Origin of the sequence: Leptotrichia sp. oral taxon 847, from assembly GCF_001553645.1 — a bacterium.
GTDB lineage: Bacteria > Fusobacteriota > Fusobacteriia > Fusobacteriales > Leptotrichiaceae > Leptotrichia.
In genome coordinates this window covers 1,317,153-1,336,966 of the sequence record NZ_CP014231.1, presented here as the reverse complement: position 1 = coordinate 1,336,966, position 19,814 = coordinate 1,317,153, and the positions used below count along the sequence as shown (strand labels likewise).

Here is a 19,814-nt window from a genome sequence, read left to right as displayed (position 1 = left end):
TTTTAATATTTTCCTTCCAAAAATTTTAAATATTCTTTTTTCGATTTAAATTGTTCTGAAAGAATTTTCTCAGTTTTAGAAGGTCCTAACATTCCATAAGGAGCTCCATATTCTGATGGAATTAATTGAGGCATATTTTTTAATCCTAATATTTTCCAGAATTTTTTTTGAGCTTCTTTTATACCATAAACATCTCCAAATTCATCTGATAGATTATATCTGACACTAATTTTTAAATCTATCCTACCATTAGATTTCACATTTTTCTGTATTAGTGCTGTTCCAGTAATAACAGGACTCCCTAAAGCAAATTCTAAAGTATTAGAAACTTTTTTATCTATTATTTTTTCAGATCCTTCTAATTTAAATCCAGAAACAATATCTCCCTTACTACGTCGTTCTAAATATTTAGTGTCAGGTTTTTCTCTTAAAATGTTAAGTGCAATATTTTTTGCCTTAATTTTTACACTTTCTACTGCTTTTTTATATTCATTTCTTCCTTCAACTCTCTTCCATCCCTCTGGATCAAAACTTTTTATATCTAAATTATTATTATTTAAAACATTTTTCCTACCTTTTTTTGATATTAAATACAATGCCTCATATGGGCTTCCAACTCTATGTCCTGCATATTTTCCTACTTCTTTCAACACGGAGAAATATTTATGTTTATCACTATAATTTTGAGATAATACTTTTTCTGCATTAATTAAAGCTCCTACTAATCTATAGAGATTAACTGAACTTGCAGTATCTCCCACATTCTCCCCAAAATCAACATTGGAATAATCCTTACCATCCGAATGAATACTAATAGGTGTATTGTCATCCTTGTATTTTTCAGCAAAGTATTCATTTGAAGCTCTTCCTGTGCTTTCTAATCCTTTCTCATCAGTTCCAGTTTTTCTTTGTCTACCTTCGACTTTTCCTATTACGTGGCTTCCCTCTTCAACTATTGTTCCGATAAGTCCAGCCTTTGTTGCATTCTTAGGATCTTCTCCATTGATTATTATTGTCTTGATTTTCTTTCCATTCTCATCACGTACATAAGCCGTTCCTGTTTTTGGTTTTCCTTTTTCATCTAATAATTGCGGAGAATTTTTAGGATCTGAAAATATGATGTTTATATCGTATCCTAAATCTTTATAGGCATCCTTAAAAACATCTGCTATTTCAGTATCTACTGTCTTACCTATCAGTCTTTCGCTCGTTATATTTTCAAGACTCTTGTCCAGTCTAACTTCTGAAAGCTGTCCAAAGAAGTTCCTGTTGTCATCTCCTCTATCGTGAATTGACTCTTTTATTGCCCATTTTATGTCATTTATTTCCCCTTTGGCTTTTCCAATATCCTCTTTCAGTTTACCAGGATTAGTAGCATACTCAATAGTCTGGCTCTCAACATTGATTTTAGTCGAATGTTGTTTATCTTTCGTAACTTCATTTGCTCTTGTAACATCTCTATTTATTGGACTTCCAGAAGCTTCTCCTATTTCTACATTTCCAACTACCGTATTTCTAGTTACTCCCTGTTTATCCCTATCCTCTTGATTAAATCCAATGTTTGTAACTCTAGGAGACTTTCCTAATGAAGTCCCTACTGAAACTCCTGTTGTTGTCATTGTATCATAGTTTTGAATATCGTGGCCAATATACTTATCAGCTTTAAATGTAGTACCATTTTCACTCTGTTTTCCAATAATTGCTCCAGTATTTTCAACTGTACCGACATGAAGATTACTTCCTTCACCAACAATAAAGCTGCTTTGATTATCTACAAATGCTCTACTTCCGCTTGTTCTGCTTCCATTTACATTTAAAGAACTAGGAACTCCATTTGCACTTATTCCTACACTTGCTCCGCTTGATCTTCCAGTTGTTGTGCTTGTGTTCTGTCTGCTTTCTACAACCAGCTTGCCGATATTACCTGTGACTTTTCCGCCTTCCTGATTAAATCCTGAAAGTGTCATTGTACCAGTATTATTGTGAACTTCATTTACATTTTGAAAATTACCATTTTGATAAACAGTTTCAGTTGTATTCAAATTACTTCTATTTGCAGAAACACTTCCACCATTTCCAGTAATCTGTGTTCCGTAGCCATATCCAATTGTCGCTCCCGTACTTATTCCAAAGTTTGAACTTCTTGAACTGCTGCTGTTATGAAGCTCTACTGCTTCCTTCTGAATATTTTTTACATTGTTGTAGATAAATGTTCCACCTTGTGCCTGTGTCCCCTGATAAGTTATGTTGTTTACATTGTTGTAAGTTATGCTTGAATTTTCATCCATTGGTTTCATTGTCGTAACTACAGCACTTTCATTGTGGGAGTTGTTACTATTTTTAGAAGTAGAATATCCTGCATTTACTCCAATATTTGCATAAAAGTTATTGTTTGCACTCGCATTTCTTACTTCACTTTGACTTAAATTTCCTGTGTGATAAGCCTGTCTTGTCCCTTGATTTCCTGCAAGTCCTGAAACCATTCCAGTTCCTGCATTTACTCCAGCTACAAGTCCACCTATTGTATCTCCCCTTCTAACTTGCTTTACAGCTCCAGCTGCTTGTTCAATTCTATCTTTAATCGGACTGCTTATTCCAATTGACACACCAAAATTACTGCTTCTTGAAGTAGTTTTTACATCTCTTGTATCAATTCTTGCACCATATTTTACATCACCATTATTAATCTGAATATTTCCGTATTCAAAGTTTGTGGCTGTAATTTCCGCTCCGTTATTTAGCACACTTCCATCGCCAATTCTTAAATTTGATTTGGCATTTATCGTATCTTTTTCATCATAGGCGCTGCTTGATTTTCCATAATTTAATGAAGCCGTTCCGTGACTAATTCCTGCACTAAATCCTCTGGACGTATTTTTTTCATAAAAACTATTATGTAATTCTCTCGAATCTGTTGTCAATTTTCCGCCAACAAAGGTATTTTCACCTAAATCAATGTTACTTCCGATTCCTGTCAAGTTTCCTTCAATTCTTGCTCCGCTAAGTTGTAAATTTCCTGCAACATTTTCTTCCTGATGAGATTTTATGTATGTACTGCTTTTAGAAACCGTATTCTTATTTATTTGGAATATATTTTAACAAGCCGAAAAATAATCTTCTATTTGATTATGCAAAATTTACGGTACATGTAATTTTTCTTTATATTTCTATCCTTTTTATTAGATTACCTTTTAGATAAATTTCTTTTGCTAATAATTTTCCGTTTAAGTCATATTCTTTACATAATCCACAAAGTCTCTCTTTCTCATCAAAAGAAGCTTTATAAATAATCTTTCCATTTTCATATTCATACCATAATCCTATTTTTTTCCCATTTAAATAACTTCCTCTTAGTAATAATTTACCATTATTATCTCTAATTTCTCTAAAACCATATAATTTATTACTTTTAAATAATTTAAAATCTATACATTTTTCATTATAAAAGATTTTTTTTAATATGATTTTTTTATCTAATATCAAGGATTTTTCTACTGAATTTTTATCTTTATTAATTACCGTAAAATCTTTTTCATAATACCATTTATTGTTAATTGAAATTATATTATGATATATTTTTCCTGTTTTTATATCATAAACTAAACTTCTTCCTATTTCTTCCTCATTTTCATCTATTGTACATATCGAAAAGGTTTTATCATCTATATCTATCTCTATCTTCATTCCAATTTGAATATAATTATTTAAGCAAGAATACTCAGACACATTATTTTCTTTTTTAAAATAAAAAGTACCTAATATATTTTTTTATATACAATATAATCCGAAATAAAAATATTGTTTTCGTAATAATTATACAAATAAATATCTTGAAAAATTTTTATTTTTCTATACATTAATATTCTCCTTTCATTTCATATTTATAGTTCTTCCTTTTTTGGCTTCACTTGTATTAACAGATTTTATATCAAAATTTCCTTTATTTTTTTGTAGAGTCTTCGCATCTATTATACCTACATGCTTCCCATTTTTAAAAACTTCATAATGAACTGGATAATGAAAATCATCTGCATAAAAGACAAAACCTTTTGAATTTTTAAAAACTTTTTGTCCCTTTATGTTAGTTTTTAATGCGTTAAACTTTATATTTTTATTTGTTTGAAGTATATCTGATTTTATTTTACTCGAATTAATTGTTCGCGTAGATTTTATCTTAATATTTTCTTTTTTCGTAGATATTTTAAATTTAAATTTATTTTCTAATTTAGTAACTTCATTTGACTTTAATGTTATTTTTGAACCATCTGATAACACTACTTTTATTTTTTTGGAATTTTTTATTATTTTACCTGATGCTTTTATTCCTTTAACTGTTGCTTTTGTTCCTTTACCTACTGCTTTTGCACCTGGAATTATTCCCATCACTCTTGAAAATAGGTCAATTTTTTCACCAGTTACTAAATCTCTCCCCGTTATTCCTTCAATTATACCTTTTGCTGTTCCAACATAAGGTACGAAATCTAGAAAAGTACTTGTAATTTCTTTTCCTTTTCTATCTCCTACATTTTCTCCAAAATCAATTCCAGAATAGTCAATCCCATCAGATTTATGAATTATTAACTTGTCAGCATCATCTTTATATTTTTCTTGGAAATATTCATTAGTTGCTCTTCCTGTACTTTCAAGTCCTTTTTCTTCAGTTCCTGTTTCTATTTGTCTTCCTTCAACTCCATTTATAATATGGCTTCCTTCTTCAGCAATTACTCCAATAAGTCCTGTTTTTGTTTGATTTTCCTCAGCATTTTCATTGATAAATATTGTTTTTTCACCTGTTTTTTTATTTATATAAGCCGTTCCAGCCTTTGGTTTTCCATTTTCATCAATCAATTGACTAGCATGTTCAGGTGTTGTAAAAATTACTTTTACATTTTTATATCCCAAATCAGAGTAAGCCTCTTCAAAGGCACTTGCTATTTCTTTTCTTGTTTGTGCAACTTTCAATCTCTCTCCAGCAATATTATTGACTGTCTCAGAAAGTCTAGTTTCTCTCAACTGTCCAAAGAAATTTCTGTTGTCATCTCCCGGGTCATGAATTGAATTATCAAGTGCCTTTGTAACATCCTTTATTTCATCTTTAGCCTTATTCAAATCTTCTTTCAACTTACCAGGATTAGTAGCATACTCAATAGTCTGACTCTCAACATTAATATTAGTCGAATGCTGTACATCTTTTGTAACTTCATTAGCTTTTGTAACATCCTTATTTATTGGACTTCCAGAAGCTTCTCCTATTTCTACATTTCCAACTACTGTATTTCTAGTTACTCCTTGTTTATCTCCTGTTTCTTGATTAAATCCGATATTTGTAACTCTAGGAGATTTTCCTAATGAAGTCCCTACTGAAATTCCAGTTGTTGTCATTGTATCGTAGTTTTGAATATCGTGGCCAACATACTTATCAACTTTAAATGTAGTACCGTTTTCACTCTGTTTTCCAATAATTGCTCCAGTATTTTCAACTGTACCAACATGAAGATTACTTCCCTCTCCAACAATAAAGCTGCTTTGATTATCTACAAATGCTCTACTTCCATTTGTTCTGCTTCCATTTACATTTAAAGAACTAGGAACTCCATTTGCATTTATTCCTACACTTGCACCGCTTGATCTTCCAGTTGTCGTGCTTGTGTTCTGTCTACTTTCTACAACCAACTTGCCGATATTACCTGTAACTTTTCCGCCTTCCTGGTTAAATCCTGAAAGTGTCATTGTACCAGTATTATTGTGAACTTCATTTACATTTTGAAAATTACCATTTTGATAAATAGTTTCATTCGTATTTTGATTACTTCTATTTGCAGAAACACTTCCACCATTTCCAGTAATCTGTGTTCCGTAGCCATATCCAATTGTCGCTCCCGTACTTATTCCAAAATTTGAACTTCTTGAACTGCTGCTGTTATGAAGTTCTACTGCTTCCTTCCGAATATTTTTAACATTGTTGTAAATGAATGTTCCACCTTGAGCCTGTGTTCCTTGATAAGTTATGTTGTTTACATTGTTGTAAGTTATGCTTGAATTTTCATGCATTGGTTTCATTGTCGTAACTACGGCACTTTCATTGTGGGAGTTGTTACTGTTTTTAGAAGTAGAATATCCTGCATTTACTCCAATATTTGCATAAAAGTTATTGTTTGCACTCGCATTTCTTACTTCACTTTGACTTAAATTTCCTGTGTGATAAGCCTGTCTTGTCCCTTGATTTCCTGCAAGTCCTGAAACCATTCCAGTTCCTGCATTTACTCCCGCTACAAGACCACCTATCGTATCTCCCCTTCTAGCTTGCTTTACAGCTCCAGCTGCTTGTTCAATTCTATCTTTAATTGGACTGTTTATTCCAATTGACACACCAAAATTACTACTTCTTGAAGTAGTTTTTACATCTCTTGTATCAATTCTTGCACCATATTTTACGTCACCATTATTAATTTGAATATTTCCATACTCAAAATTTGTGGCAGTAATTTCCGCTCCGTTATTTAGCACACTTCCATCGCCAATTCTTAAATTTGATTTGGCATTTATCGTATCTTTTTCATCATAGGTGCTGCCTGATTTTCCATAATTTAATGAAGCCGTTCCGTGACTAATTCCTGCACTAAATCCTCTGGACGTATTTTTTTCATAAAAACTATTATGTAATTCTCTCGAATCTGTTGTCAATTTCCCGCCAACAAAGGTATTTTCACCTAAATCAATGTTACTTCCGATTCCTGTCAAGTTTCCTTCAATTCTTGCTCCGCTAAGCTGTAAATTTCCTGCAACATTTTCTTCCTGATGAGATTTTATGTATGTACTGCTTTTAGAAACCGTATTCTTACTTGTCTGTTTTGACTCCAAGTCGTAACTGTTTACAGCGGATTCTACATTCACTTTCCCAATTTTCAGACCTTGTGTATCTCCGCCAATAAATGCTGAGCCTGTAAGGTTTAAATCTCCTATTCTTCCTGAAGTAGAATTTGCAGTTACTTCTCCGCCTAAATGTTCTGTTGCACCATATTTTGTGTAATTATTGCTGCCCTTGCCGAATTTATCTTCACCGCTTAAAGACAATGCCGATACATTGAATTTATTTACATCAAGTTCAAGATGATTTGTGTTTAGAATTCCTCCTGTTGACTCATAGCTGTTACCCTTAATAAAAGTTAATCCATTTGAAGAAATTTGCCCAATTGAGCCTATTTCTTCATGCCAGCTTCTGTCAAACTCGCCATTATTGAATCCTACTTTTCTTTTGGTTGTATTGTTGATTACATTTCCATTTTCAGAAATTAAACCTACAACTTCATTTCCCTTTATTTTTCCGCCGATATTTTCAATATTTCCAACTGAACTTATGAATGTTCTATCTCCTGAAATTTCAGAAAGAAGATTTGTTGTAGTCTCATTTCTCACAGTATTCGCTTCAACATAGGTAACTCCGCCGTTACCCCATTTTGTCCCGTCATTTACAAAATCTTTAGTCTTGACATAAGTTCCATTTATTCCACCAATTCTATTTCTAGTGTCATCGCTTATGCTTTCCCTAGTTCTGCTTGACAAGTAAATTTGTGGTGTCAAAACACTGACTCCATTCACTTCCTTTGAGACATACCAGATAATATCTTCATTTAAGGCATTTATCTGATCCTGAGTCAATGCCTGACCGACAACAAGACCAAGCCTTGCTTTTTCATCAGCCGCATTATCCATCATTGACTGAATCAATTCCTGATTAGATTTTCCGTTCAAAAAGCTTGTTCCAAGCTTTTCATTTAAAGCTCTTGTAAGCAATTGATTTTCATAAAAGGCATCTCCTAATCTTTTACTTCTGTCCCAAATTTCCGAATACCCAACTCTTGAAGTGAAGTAGTCGCTTCCATAGTATTGACCTAGACTTATGTATTTTGAACGAGTTTCTAGAAGATATTTTGAAGATGGACTCATATTCATCGTAAACATTGCGCTGCTTAATAGTGGGTTTACATCAATTGTTCCAGTTTTTTTAATATTTTGAATAACTGAATTATTTCCTGAAATTTGTATTGCCCTGTCAAAACTATTATTGCTGCTGCCATTAACCTGTAAATTTCCATTAAAGCCGCTATTTACTTTGGATAGTAAAGCATTTCCAGCAACCTGAACCGCTCCATTTGCTGAACCTGTACCCTTGTTAATTCCTATTGAATTTGAAGAAATCAAGGCTCTACCAGTTGCCCCACCATTATTCAGTACTTTTCCGTTTCCTGCTTCAATAGAATTTTTTATGATATTTGGAGCATTCACGTTTACAAGTGAACCTTCAATGATAGAAGGCTGTCCTGTTGCATAGCCTATATCCTCGTCAACCATATCTCTTGTGTGAACAGCAACTAGAGTAGTTCTTAGAATATGATGATGAGTTCCCTCCTTGATATTTAAATCCAATATCTCTCTACCATTTTTTAGTTTTATAGGATTTTTATCATCAATGCTTACTGAATTTTCAAAATTTGTTGCAGTAATATTGACTAAGCCTCCACCTGAAATTAAACTGTCCTTATTTTTAAAATTACCTGAATTTATTGTAATGTTTCCATTTGCCAGGACTTTTCCATATTCAGTTGATGCTTTACTTTTTAATTTTCCAACAAGAGGTATTGTCGGATCTTTGGTACTGCTTGCTACTTTTTTTGAATCATCTACGTTTGTATGTCCTAAAATCGATCTAAAAAATTGCTCATATTTTGTAAGCAGATATGATTTAGATTCAGATTTATTATTATTCTGGATTTGTTTTTCAAACCACTCTTTTTGTTCTTTTCTTGCTTTTTTTCTAGTATGTCCGCTAGTTTTTTTCTTCCATCCTCCATTATCATTAAGCAGCCATTTACTTGCAATTTCTGATTCAGATAATCTTTGTCCATCCCAAGTTTCATAATACTTCTCATAATTTCCTAAACCAGTAACTCTTCCAATATTCTGAAAATCATTTGAAGTAACGAAAATATCCCCAGTTGACTGAACAGTTCCAACATTATTAGTGATTTTAGAAGCATTCAGATCCATATTTCCACCAAGAATTTCACCTTCATCATTCATCAGTTCCTGACCGTGAATAATTAAAGTTTGACCACCATAAATACTTTTATCTTTATTATTCAAGACCTTACTTTTAGCATTCATCTCAAGATAATTATCAAAAGCGATCAAATCATTGTTAGTAATGCTGTTTCCATTAATTTTACCATCATTTCCAGTAATCATATTGTTGTTTACAACATTCCCACGACCATCAATAATCACAGCATTTGAAGCCAGTTCCTTATTATTTGTAAAGTCATTAGAACTTATTTTAATAAGCCCCGCCCCTGTCGTATTTCCATTGTTTGTAATGTTGTTTCCTGAAATTTCAAGCAAGCTTTCTCCATGCAAATTTCCAACCAGATTTAGATCCTGGTCAGTTGTAAGAACCGTCTTATTCCCTTTTACAGTTCCAGTATTATCAAATTTTTTCGCATTTTGCATAGAAATTTCTCCAGACAAAATCTGTCCAATATTTGTAATGCTTGAATTATTTAGCAGTATTTTACCGTTTGAAGCCATTTTTCCTGAATTTAAAACTGTCGCATTATTTGAATTTATGTCGTTTACTGCCAGCATTTCTTTTGTATTCGTTAAAGTATTTGTCGTTAAATCAATGTCATTTGCTGAAGAAATACTTCCATTATTTTTAGTGTCATTAACCCTTGCCCTAATGTTGTCAGCTGATATTTTACCGCTATTTGTGAATTCCAAACCAGTTATATCAAGATTTTTACCCTCAATATTTCCGCTGTTAGTCATCGAATCCGAAGTCGTAATGTTCCCATTTGTCGCCAGAACTCCTGAATTTTCAAGCCTTTGCGATGTAACATCACTTCCTGCTGCAATTTTTCCAATATTTTTAACATTCTTAACATCCAGTGTTCCATTAGTCAAAATTTTTCCAGAATTATTGACATTTTTCCCTGAGATTTTCCCAACAGCTGTAATATCTTTAGTATTTTCAATATCCGCCGTTTTCAAATCGTTTCCAACTTCAACTTTTCCATCGTTTTTCAAATTATCAGTTTTAAGATTTTTAGAATACATGGTTCCTGAATTTTGAGTATCTTTCCCTGAAATATCCTCATTTACAGCAATCTTTCCAGTATTCTTAATATTTTTTGAAACAGTCAGACTTTTTCCTGATTCTAAATCCCCACCATTTTCAAGTTCTCCTGAAACTGTAATTTTTTTATTTGCCCTAACTTTTCCTGAAGTTTTTAAATTATTTCCTGATATTGATCCTACAGCCTGAATCTCTCCAGTATTTTTAATATTTCTAGCTTTTACATTCTCATTTGAAGAAATTTTCCCATCATTATCCAAATCATCAGATTCAAAATTTTTGGAAATAATTTTCCCTTTTGAAACCACATTCTTACCAGAAAAATTACCATTTGTCGCTATCTCTTTAGTGTTTCTTACATTTCCCGAAACCTTTATATCTTCTACAGCTTCCAAATCCCCATCATTTTCAAGCTTTCCTGAAACTGTAACTTTTCTATTAGATTTTATGCTTCCTGAAGTTTTCAAATCTTTTGTGGAAATATTTCCAGCAGATGCTATTTTACCAGTATTCGTAACATTTTTAGCCTGAAGATCTTCATTTGTAAAAATTTCTCCATCATTTTTAAGGTCATTCACTCTTAAATTTTTAGAAACTATTTTCCCGCTTGAAACAGCATCCTTTCCTGATAAATTTCCGCCAGCATAAATTTTACCGCTATTTTTAATGTTACTTGAAACCGTAATATCTTTAGCACTCTGTAAAGTCCCGTCATTATTCAAGTCACCTGAAATATCAAGAGCTTCATTTGTTCTAATGCTTCCACTTGAAACCATACTGTCGCTTGATATTTTCCCAACGGCTGAAATTTCTCCAGTATTTTTGAAATATTTTGTTTTCAAATCCGCATTTGTAAAGATTTTTCCATCATTCTGCAAATTACTTGTTGTAAAATTATTTGCAACAATCATACCTGATGAAACTGCATTTTTACTTGACAAATCTCCATTAGTTGAAATATTTCCGGAATTTAAAATATCATTTTTTACAGTTATTTTGTCTATAGAAGTCAAGTTACCTGAATTATTTAACTTTCCGTCAATCCCTGTACTTCTAGAAACTTGAATGCTACCACTGTTTTCCAAGTTTTTAACATTCAAATTCCCACCTGTATTAACAGCTGCCAAAACATTTTTAAAATCATCAGCCTTAAAATTCCCAGCAACATTAATATCGCCTGTATTTAAAAGACTTCTTGTGTTAAAATTTCCTTCAGAATATATTTTAGAGTTATTTTGAGTATTCCCATTTAAATTAATATCCCCAGCTGCCTGTGTTTCTCCATTTAGCTTAATATTTTTAGCATTGATATTAATTCCTTTATCAGAACTGGCAAGTTCAGCCTGATTGTACTCTGTACCATTAATTTCAATACCGTTCCCTTTAATTTTTGCAACATTTATTTTTCCATCTGCTGTAATTTCAAGTTTTTTGTCTCTTGAATAAACAATTCCTCTTGAGTTTACTCCTGCACCCTTATCAGTACTGATTATGCTGATCTGTCCTGCATACATCGAACCCAGTTTGCTTGCGTCAATTGCAACAGAATTTATTCCATGTTTTGAAGTAACTGCACCATTTTTATCAACTGTATTTTCTCCAAGAGTTACATCAACCTTGTTTCCAACAAGACTTCCCTGCAATTCAAGAGCTTTTGCAATTACATTGACATAATCCGTAGTCGATGCATCAAACCCGTTTGAGCCTATCACAACTCTTCCCTTTTCAACATCAATTCCTACGAAGTCTCCATTCTGAAGCTTTACTCTTCCTGTAGTCGGAACAAAATTTCTAATATTAATAGTTCCTGCACCATTTAAGTAAATACCATTTTCATTACTCAAAATGACATTTACCTTCTGACGGCTCAAAGCTTCCAGATACCCTTCAATATCCGAACGGTTAGACCCGTTTACCTGAAGGATTATCAAGTTTGCAGCCTGGTTGGCAGCCAAATTCGGATTAGCATTAATAATCCCGGCAAGATGGCTACGCCCAATGTTATCAGCATTATTAAGCACTTGCCCTTCATGACCGACATTGTAGTTAAGAAACTCATTAATACTTATTCCACGACCATTCGGAGTAGAAATATTAACGATTGGAGTTCCATTTCGTGACATATCAAGTTTTGTATTGTATCTTGAGTTAGGATCTAGTTCAAGATTTGCTGCAAAACTATTCATATTCATTGATAACATCAATTAAGAATGCAATTGATTTCCTTAAAACTTTATTTTTCACATTTTATTTCCTTATCTTAGGCATTCATTTAGTTTATAAAAAATTTTTCATCAAAGTTGCTATTTTTATCTATTTGTGAAACATTAGTCTACTTTTTTCTTACTTTAATAATTTTTCTATTTTTTACTAAAAAAAAAATATTATTATTAAAAGTATACCCCTATATTAAGTCATTGTCAAAATTTTTTAATGTTTGGATGGAGTAAAGTATTTAGGAGTAAATAAAAACTTCTGTTTCTAAGTTTTTTATTCAACTTACGAAGTTACTAAAATAATTTCTTCTTTTTTAAGCAGAAGTGCTCATCGCCGCACCTCCGCACCCCGGCAAGGCTCAAGACATTTTTATGCACTGCCAAAAAACTCGCTTAAGCTCAGACAGTTTTGTCAGCACATAAAAATGCTCCGACGGTTTAAATTTTACTATTATACAAAAGGTGTCGTGATTTTTTTGGAGTAAAGACGACTGTCTGAACGAAGTGAGTTTCGGCTTTGCTTCAAAAAAATGCTTAGACGAGCGTGGGGATTATAAGGGGAAATGGCGGTCCTTTCCCCTTATGTAAAAAAATATACTAACTAAAATAACATCTTGTAATCAAGAATAAATTAGAAAATGTTGAGTCTGACATCTTCAATCTTCCCTGCGATAACTTTTAAATTTAAAGTACCTGTAGTCAAATCATTTTTATCTGAAACTGTTGCAATACTTGTAATATACCCTTTAGAAACTAATTTATTAGTAATTTCAACCAGAATATTTTGAATATCGCTGCTTCCCATTTTCAAATATTCATATTTTTTAAGTATGTTTTTCTTTTCTTTCTTAGAAAGTAGTTTGTCTTTATCCTCAATATCAATTTCATTTATCAAAAATTTTTTAGAATTTTTATCATCAAAGTTGCTATTTTTATCAATTTTTGGAACATCATTAAATCTAGTATTTTCAAATTCTTCTTGACTTTTTTGCTGCTCCATCCTGCTTCTTTCCTGCTCAAGCTGTCTTTGTTGAATATCTAAAATTTTAGTAGCATCATCAACAGGTGCTGAAAAATTAATAGTAGCTAGAGAAAAAATTAGTATTGTTATATATTTTTTTATATTTTTCACCTCTTACTAATATAAATTAAATAATTTTAACATAAATCAGAAGGAATGTCAATTAAAAATTTTAGACGGGACAGAGTAAAATAGTTAGGGGTAAATAAAAAATCTTATTTTAAGTTTTTCATTCAATCCAGAAAGTTACTAAAATTTTTTTTCTTTTTTAAGCAGAAGTGCTCATCGCCGCACCCCTGCACCCCGGCAAGGCTCAAGACATTTTTATGCACTGCCAAAAAACTCGCTTAAGCTCAGACAGTTTTGTCAGCACATAAAAATGCTCCGGCGGTTTAAATTTTACTATTATACAAAAGGTGTCGTGATTTTTTTGGAGTAAAGACGACTGTTTGAGCACGTTTAGTGCGAGTTTCGGCTTTGCTTCAAAAAAATGCTTAGACTGACGTGGGGATTATAAGGGGAAATGGCGGTCCTTTCCCCTTATGTAAAAAAATAAAAAAATAATATAAACAAAATAACATCTTGTAATCAAAAATAATCTAAAAAATTTGAAATTAAAAAATCTGCCCCTAAAATTTTTAAACCATCGCATACTCAACTGCCCGTTGACGAACACGGTATATTTCTGATATACTACTCATATGAAAGGTTTCTCCTTAATGTGGTTTTGGTAAGTTACATTATATCAGAAACCTTTCTTTTTTTATACACTCTTGTCACATATGTATTATCTCACAACAAAAATTTTAGAATGCAGGCAATGACATGAATATTTTAAACTACCTTTTTTTATTTTCTTTTTTTTACAATATTATCCTCATATTTTAAAAAATAATTTTAATTATCTTCTCACATCTAACGATATAATATATTTATTCTTCTAACAAACTTTGTTTCTAAATAGTAATTCTTCAAATATTGATACTACCAATTTTCTTAAAATGTTTAAAGTTCTTGTTGTACTTTATCATTCAATCTATCTAATTTTTAAAAAATATGAAAAATATTACATAAAAATTTAACAAAAAATACCTACCTTAAATCCCTAAAAAAAGGGCTAAGGTAGGTTTTTATTATCTTAACTATCAAAGATAAGAATTATATCCTTCTTTAATCTAATTTTTAAGTTATTTATCACACAAATTTATTCTCTAAAACGTTTTTTATTTGTTTAAAAAAAGCAGTTTTATTTTTTCTTTGTCGATTTGTGATATTTTTTTTAATTTTTCTGGATTTTTTTTGTACTCTGAAATTGCTTTATGAAACCAAGTTACACCTATCCACTTTCCAAATTTGTATCCCGCATTTTCAAAAATTCCAACTCTTTTAAATCCGAAACTTTCGTGTAACCTGTCACTTTTTTCATTTGGATAAGTTACACAGCCGTACACATTTACGACATTTTGCAATTTTAAAATTTCAATTAATATTTTATATAATTTTTTTCCTAATCCGTTGCCCATATACCTTTTATCTATATAAACAGAAAGCTCCGCATCCCACTGATATGCAGCTCTCATCCAAACTTTATGAGCATAAGCATAACCTAGTATTTTATTTTCATATTCACAGACAATGTATGGATAGTCAGTTAAGATGTTTTTTATTCTATTTTTAAATTCCTCTAATGCTGGTACATCATACTCAAAAGTTATCGTCGTATTTTCCACGTAAGGCTTGTAAATTTCTAAAATTTTACCCGCATCTTCAACTGTCGCAAATCTAAAATTTATAATCTTTTCATCTAATTTTTTCATCTATGCCCTTTCTTTAAAATTTTCCCTTCTTTTGGTTTTAACTTTAATTTTATTTTTCCGCTACTAGTCGAACGAATCGCGTTTCCATTTATTAAATTTAAAAATTTTTCATCTAAGTAATCAGTCGAAAATTCTATTTCCTGTTCATTAAAAGAATTATTAATTATGACAATTATCGAATGACTATCATTTATTCTTTCGTAAACAATAACATCCTTTTCATTGTCCGCCATTATTTCCTTAAATTTTCCATAAACAAGTACTCTATTTTCTTTTCTTATTTTTATTAATTTTTTATACCATTGAAATAAATCATTGTCGACTTCTTGAGAATAAACTTCATTTTGATTGACATACGATGGGTTTCTTTCTTCATCATAAATAAATTCTTCCCATAACATAGGTTTTCTGCAATATGGGTCAGTTGCTCCCCACATTCCCACTTCATCGCCGTAAAATAGCATAGGAGCTCCGATATAAGTCATTTGAAAAACTGAAATTAATTTTAAAATGTCTTTTGGTTTAATTTCGCTATTTCTCCAGTCAATTGTTGTATTTGGATGATAGTTTCCTGCAAGACACGGTTTTATGCTGTTATAACCTTTTTCCAGTTGCTTTCCTTCTTCCAAATTTCTTCCAATTCCATCATTGACTATTCTTGAATAAAGTCTATCTGTATCGTGTGAACCGTTTAAATTTTGGCTGGCTTGAAGCGCTTGATACGGATACCAGGATCTTTTTTCCCGAAGTTCGTTAAAAAAATCCTGTGCTTTTAATTTATATTGATTTCCACCTTTAGTACTCTGGTTTATAAAAAATCCAATTACAGTTTTTAGCCATTCGTAGTTCATAACTGTGTCAAACTTATTTCCATTGTTTATATCAGATGAAGCATTTCCCCACAATTCTGCTGTTATGTAAGAATCCTTTTTACTTTCTTTAACAACTTTTCTCCATTCATTCCAAAATCCTTGATTTTCCAAGCAATTTGGTACATCTAATCGCCAACCGTCAATTCCGTCATCTTCCATCCAATTTTCATTTTCAATTCCATCTGGACCATACATCCATTTTCTCGTGATATTAAAGATATAATCTTTATATTCCTGATTAAATGTGTTAAACTCCGGAAGTGAATTAAATCCTGCCCAAGCGTTATATTTTACTCTTTTCTTGTTATTTATTAAAGTTTCATAAGCCTGTTCGTCAGTCATATCATCAGTTATAGGAATATGTTCGCTAAAATCGGTAAATTTATACCAATCTTTGTATTTCGAGCTCTCTCCTTGTGCCATTACCACATTAAATGACCAGTGTCTGTCACTACTATGATTAAAAACTCCATCAAATATGACTCTTATACCGTTTTTGTGCAATTCTTTTATCAAATCGACCATTATTAAATCTGACTCTGTCCAAACCCAAGTTGCTGGATCTTCTGTTTCGCCATAGCCGTTTTTACCTTTATCTTCCCCTTTCAATTTTACTTGCAATAGCTCTAATTCACTGTTATTTTTTACTGTGGAACCTAACACATCCACGTAAGATTTATTTCCAAATCTATTTTCTCTATTAATTTTTACGCCATACTCTTTTCCACTTGTCTTAATAGTCCCAAAATCTGGTGAAATATGTCTAAAGTCATTTGCTCCATATTTATGGTTTTGATATGAAAAAAATACTGGATTTAGCCATATTGCTGTTATTCCTAATTCTTTTAAATATGGTATTTTTTCTTTTATTCCCTGCAAATCGCCACCGTACATTCTGGCATATTTTAGGCTATAATCTATATTTTGTTCCCCAATTCTTTCCCAGCCAACTTTATCCTTAAAATCTGCTGTCCAACGATTTCTGTCAAATTTTCCGTATAGATTATTAACTCTTTTCCATTTATATTTTTCTATAAAATTTTGTTCATGAAGATCATTTTTCACGAACTTTTCCGGCCCAAATTCATTGAAAACGGGATCGTTATAATGATTTTTATTGTAAAACCTATCAGGGAAAATATTGTACCAGATAACTTCTTTAGACCAGTCGGGAACGCTAAAAATCTGAATGTCATCTGATTTTGTATCGACTACAATTTTTTTTGGAACTTTGTAATCCAATGTTTTTCCATTAAAGTAAGCTTTTACCCCACCATCTTCTAAAATGAAGTAATAACGAATTTTATCAACTTTTTTCCCAAAATCTATAATTCTTTCAAAGTAATCAAATCCATTTGTCCTATCGCAAAATCTCTCGAGTTCATAAATCATTTCATAATTATCTTCTTCGTGTAAAACTATACTTATATAAACTCTTTCAACATCGTTCATCTGCGTTCTAAGCTTAAATTCATATTCCCTGTCAGAAATTTTATTAAAATACTGTAAACTTTTATAATTATGTGCAATTGCTTTTAAACTCACATTTTTATCAATTGCTTCAAATACAAATTTTCCAGTGCCCAAATCCCCTTTGGCAAATAAATCTCCATTTTCTCCAATTATCAGTTTTTTATTTGCACCTTCAGGATACCACTTTCCATCGATGGAATATTTATATTCGTAACTTCCTTCTGGAATTGCCAGAACTATTTCATAATTTGTCTTATCGAGCTGCCTTACTGGTTCATCTTCCAATCTCCATCCGCCGTAATTTGTAGCAATTTTTACACTTTCTGCCTCACTTAAACCGAATTCAGTTATATCCAAATTCATCTTAAAAAATTTCATCTTTTTTAAAATAAATTTTTTTTCTTCAGGTATAAATAATACTAAAATATCAACACCTTTTTGAAAACCTGTTATCGGTTTAGACACCACGTCTTTTTCGACAACAGCGTCAAAAGTTTCAGCAAATGGAGCTGTATGGCTATAAGTTACTCCGTAAGTTTCATCATTTTCATTTTTTATTGTAAAGAAATAACTTCCCTTATCGACATTTTCCCATTTGTAAGTCAAAAGTTTTTCTCCTTTTTCCCTAAAATCGACTTTTTCATAAAACTTATTATCTTTGTATATCTCTAGTTTATAACTCATCTATATTCTCCTTTATATCCCGAAAAACACTTTATACGCCTTATACGTTTCATATAAATCAGCTTTCGATGAAATTTCAAATAGTGAATGCATAGATATAAGTGCAGGTCCCGCATCTATTGTTCTTATTCCGTAATATGCTAAAAATTTTGCGACAGTTCCTCCACCGCCTTCATCCACTTTACCAAAGCCTCCAATCTGATATTTTACAGAATTTTTATCGAAAGCTTTTCTAACTTCTTGGATAAATTCTGCATCAGCATCATTTGATCCAACTTTTCCACCGCCACCGGTATATTTTGCAAAAGCTATTCCATAAGATAATCTCGCCGCATTATCTAAATCATGAACCGAAGAAAAAACGGGATTTATAGCTGCTGTCACATCTGACGACAACGCTTTTGAGTTCCACAATGTTTCTCTTAACATCTGGTCATTATAATTTTTTTCAGTCATTGATAAAATTTTTCCTACAATATATTCAGGTAATGTCGTTTTTAGCCCTGTTGACTCTTCGCTTCCAATTTCTTCCTTGTCAGTCAAATAAACCATAACAGTTTTTTTAGGATTTTTAACCTCGTATAACGCCTTTAACGAAGTATATGCACAGATTCTGTCATCTTGTCCATAGCCACCTACCATAGTTTTGTCAAGTCCCACATCTTTTAATTTACCAGCTGGAACAATTTCTAATTCCGCCGTAAAAAAGTCATCTTCTTCTATTCCATATTTTTCTTTTAATTTATTCAAAACCCACTGTTTTACTTTTTTATCAACATCTTTATCCTTTACAGGCGTATTCCCGAAAAGCAGTTTTAATTCCTCGCCTTTTATTACGTCTGACGCTTTTCTTTCCCCTTGTACTTTACGAGCTAAATGTGGTAAAATATCAGGTACGCAAAATACTGCTTCTCCTTCTTTTTCACCAATTGACAAAGTTATTTTTGTACCATCTTTTAGATAAATTACTCCGTGCAGTGCAAGTGGAGTTGAAGCCCATTGATATTTCTTTATTCCTCCATAATAATGTGTATTTAATAGCGCAAATTCTTCTACTTCCTTAATCGGATTTGGCTTCAAATCAAGTCTGGGTGAGTCCAGATGCGAAACAACCATATTAATTCCATTTTTTATATCTTCTTTTCCAATAATTATCGCAATAAGATTTTTATCTCTATTATTAAAATAAACTTTATCTCCCGCTTTCAAAATCTCTTTTTCATTTATATCAATAAAACCATTTTCTTTAAGTCCTTTTTCTGTTACTACTACAAATTCTCTTTCCGTTTTTGCCAAATCCAAATATTTTTTATATTCTTCGGCAAATTCAAATACTTTTGATTTTTTTCCTTCGGAATAGTTTTTCCATAAATTTTCTTTTGTCACCATTAACTCCTTTTATTTATTTCTCATAAATATATTTTATTATTTATCTTTAAATTACTTTCAATTAAATTTTCCAATGAATAATTTAACAATTAAACCAATTTTAAAATTAATATTACACCTATCCTAAATATATTTTACATCTTTTTTATAAAAAATCAAGCTATTTTTAAAATCCACAAAAAAAAAGTTATTTTTTATTTTTTTTACTAA

Annotated in this window: 7 protein-coding genes; all 7 read right to left on the bottom strand. The window is 31.5% G+C overall.

What is annotated here, in order from left to right; genetic code table 11:
* Window positions 1–2: 2 nt before the first annotated feature.
* The 7 genes from AXF11_RS06195 to AXF11_RS06165 all read right to left on the bottom strand — a co-directional run bounded on the left by AXF11_RS06195 (window position 3) and on the right by AXF11_RS06165 (window position 19,601).
* On the bottom strand, window positions 3–2,978 hold the full coding sequence (locus AXF11_RS06195; protein WP_068155964.1) for a hemagglutinin repeat-containing protein: 2,976 nt from the start codon (window positions 2,976–2,978) through the stop codon (window positions 3–5).
* A gap of 181 nt (window positions 2,979–3,159) precedes the next feature.
* Entirely contained in the window at window positions 3,160–3,726 is a 567-nt protein-coding gene (locus AXF11_RS06190) for a toxin-antitoxin system YwqK family antitoxin (protein ID WP_068155959.1), read from the bottom strand.
* 144 nt (window positions 3,727–3,870) lie between these two features.
* A complete protein-coding gene (locus AXF11_RS06185; protein WP_068155956.1) occupies window positions 3,871–12,324 on the bottom strand; it encodes a two-partner secretion domain-containing protein in 8,454 nt (2,817 codons plus the stop codon).
* Window positions 12,325–12,979: 655 nt separating this feature from the next.
* Window positions 12,980–13,480 (bottom strand): POTRA domain-containing protein, encoded by a 501-nt coding sequence (locus tag AXF11_RS06180; RefSeq protein ID WP_068155953.1) that lies wholly within the window; start codon window positions 13,478–13,480, stop codon window positions 12,980–12,982.
* 1,112 nt (window positions 13,481–14,592) lie between these two features.
* Window positions 14,593–15,186 (bottom strand): GNAT family N-acetyltransferase, encoded by a 594-nt coding sequence (locus AXF11_RS06175; protein WP_068155950.1) that lies wholly within the window; start codon window positions 15,184–15,186, stop codon window positions 14,593–14,595.
* A complete protein-coding gene (locus AXF11_RS06170; RefSeq protein WP_068155949.1) occupies window positions 15,183–18,215 on the bottom strand; it encodes an alpha amylase N-terminal ig-like domain-containing protein in 3,033 nt (1,010 codons plus the stop codon). Before AXF11_RS06170 ends, AXF11_RS06175 begins: the two co-directional genes overlap by 4 nt.
* A 12-nt stretch (window positions 18,216–18,227) precedes the next feature.
* Window positions 18,228–19,601, bottom strand: coding sequence for an aminopeptidase (locus tag AXF11_RS06165; RefSeq protein ID WP_082729436.1), 1,374 nt, complete (start codon window positions 19,599–19,601; stop codon window positions 18,228–18,230).
* Window positions 19,602–19,814 lie beyond the last annotated feature (213 nt).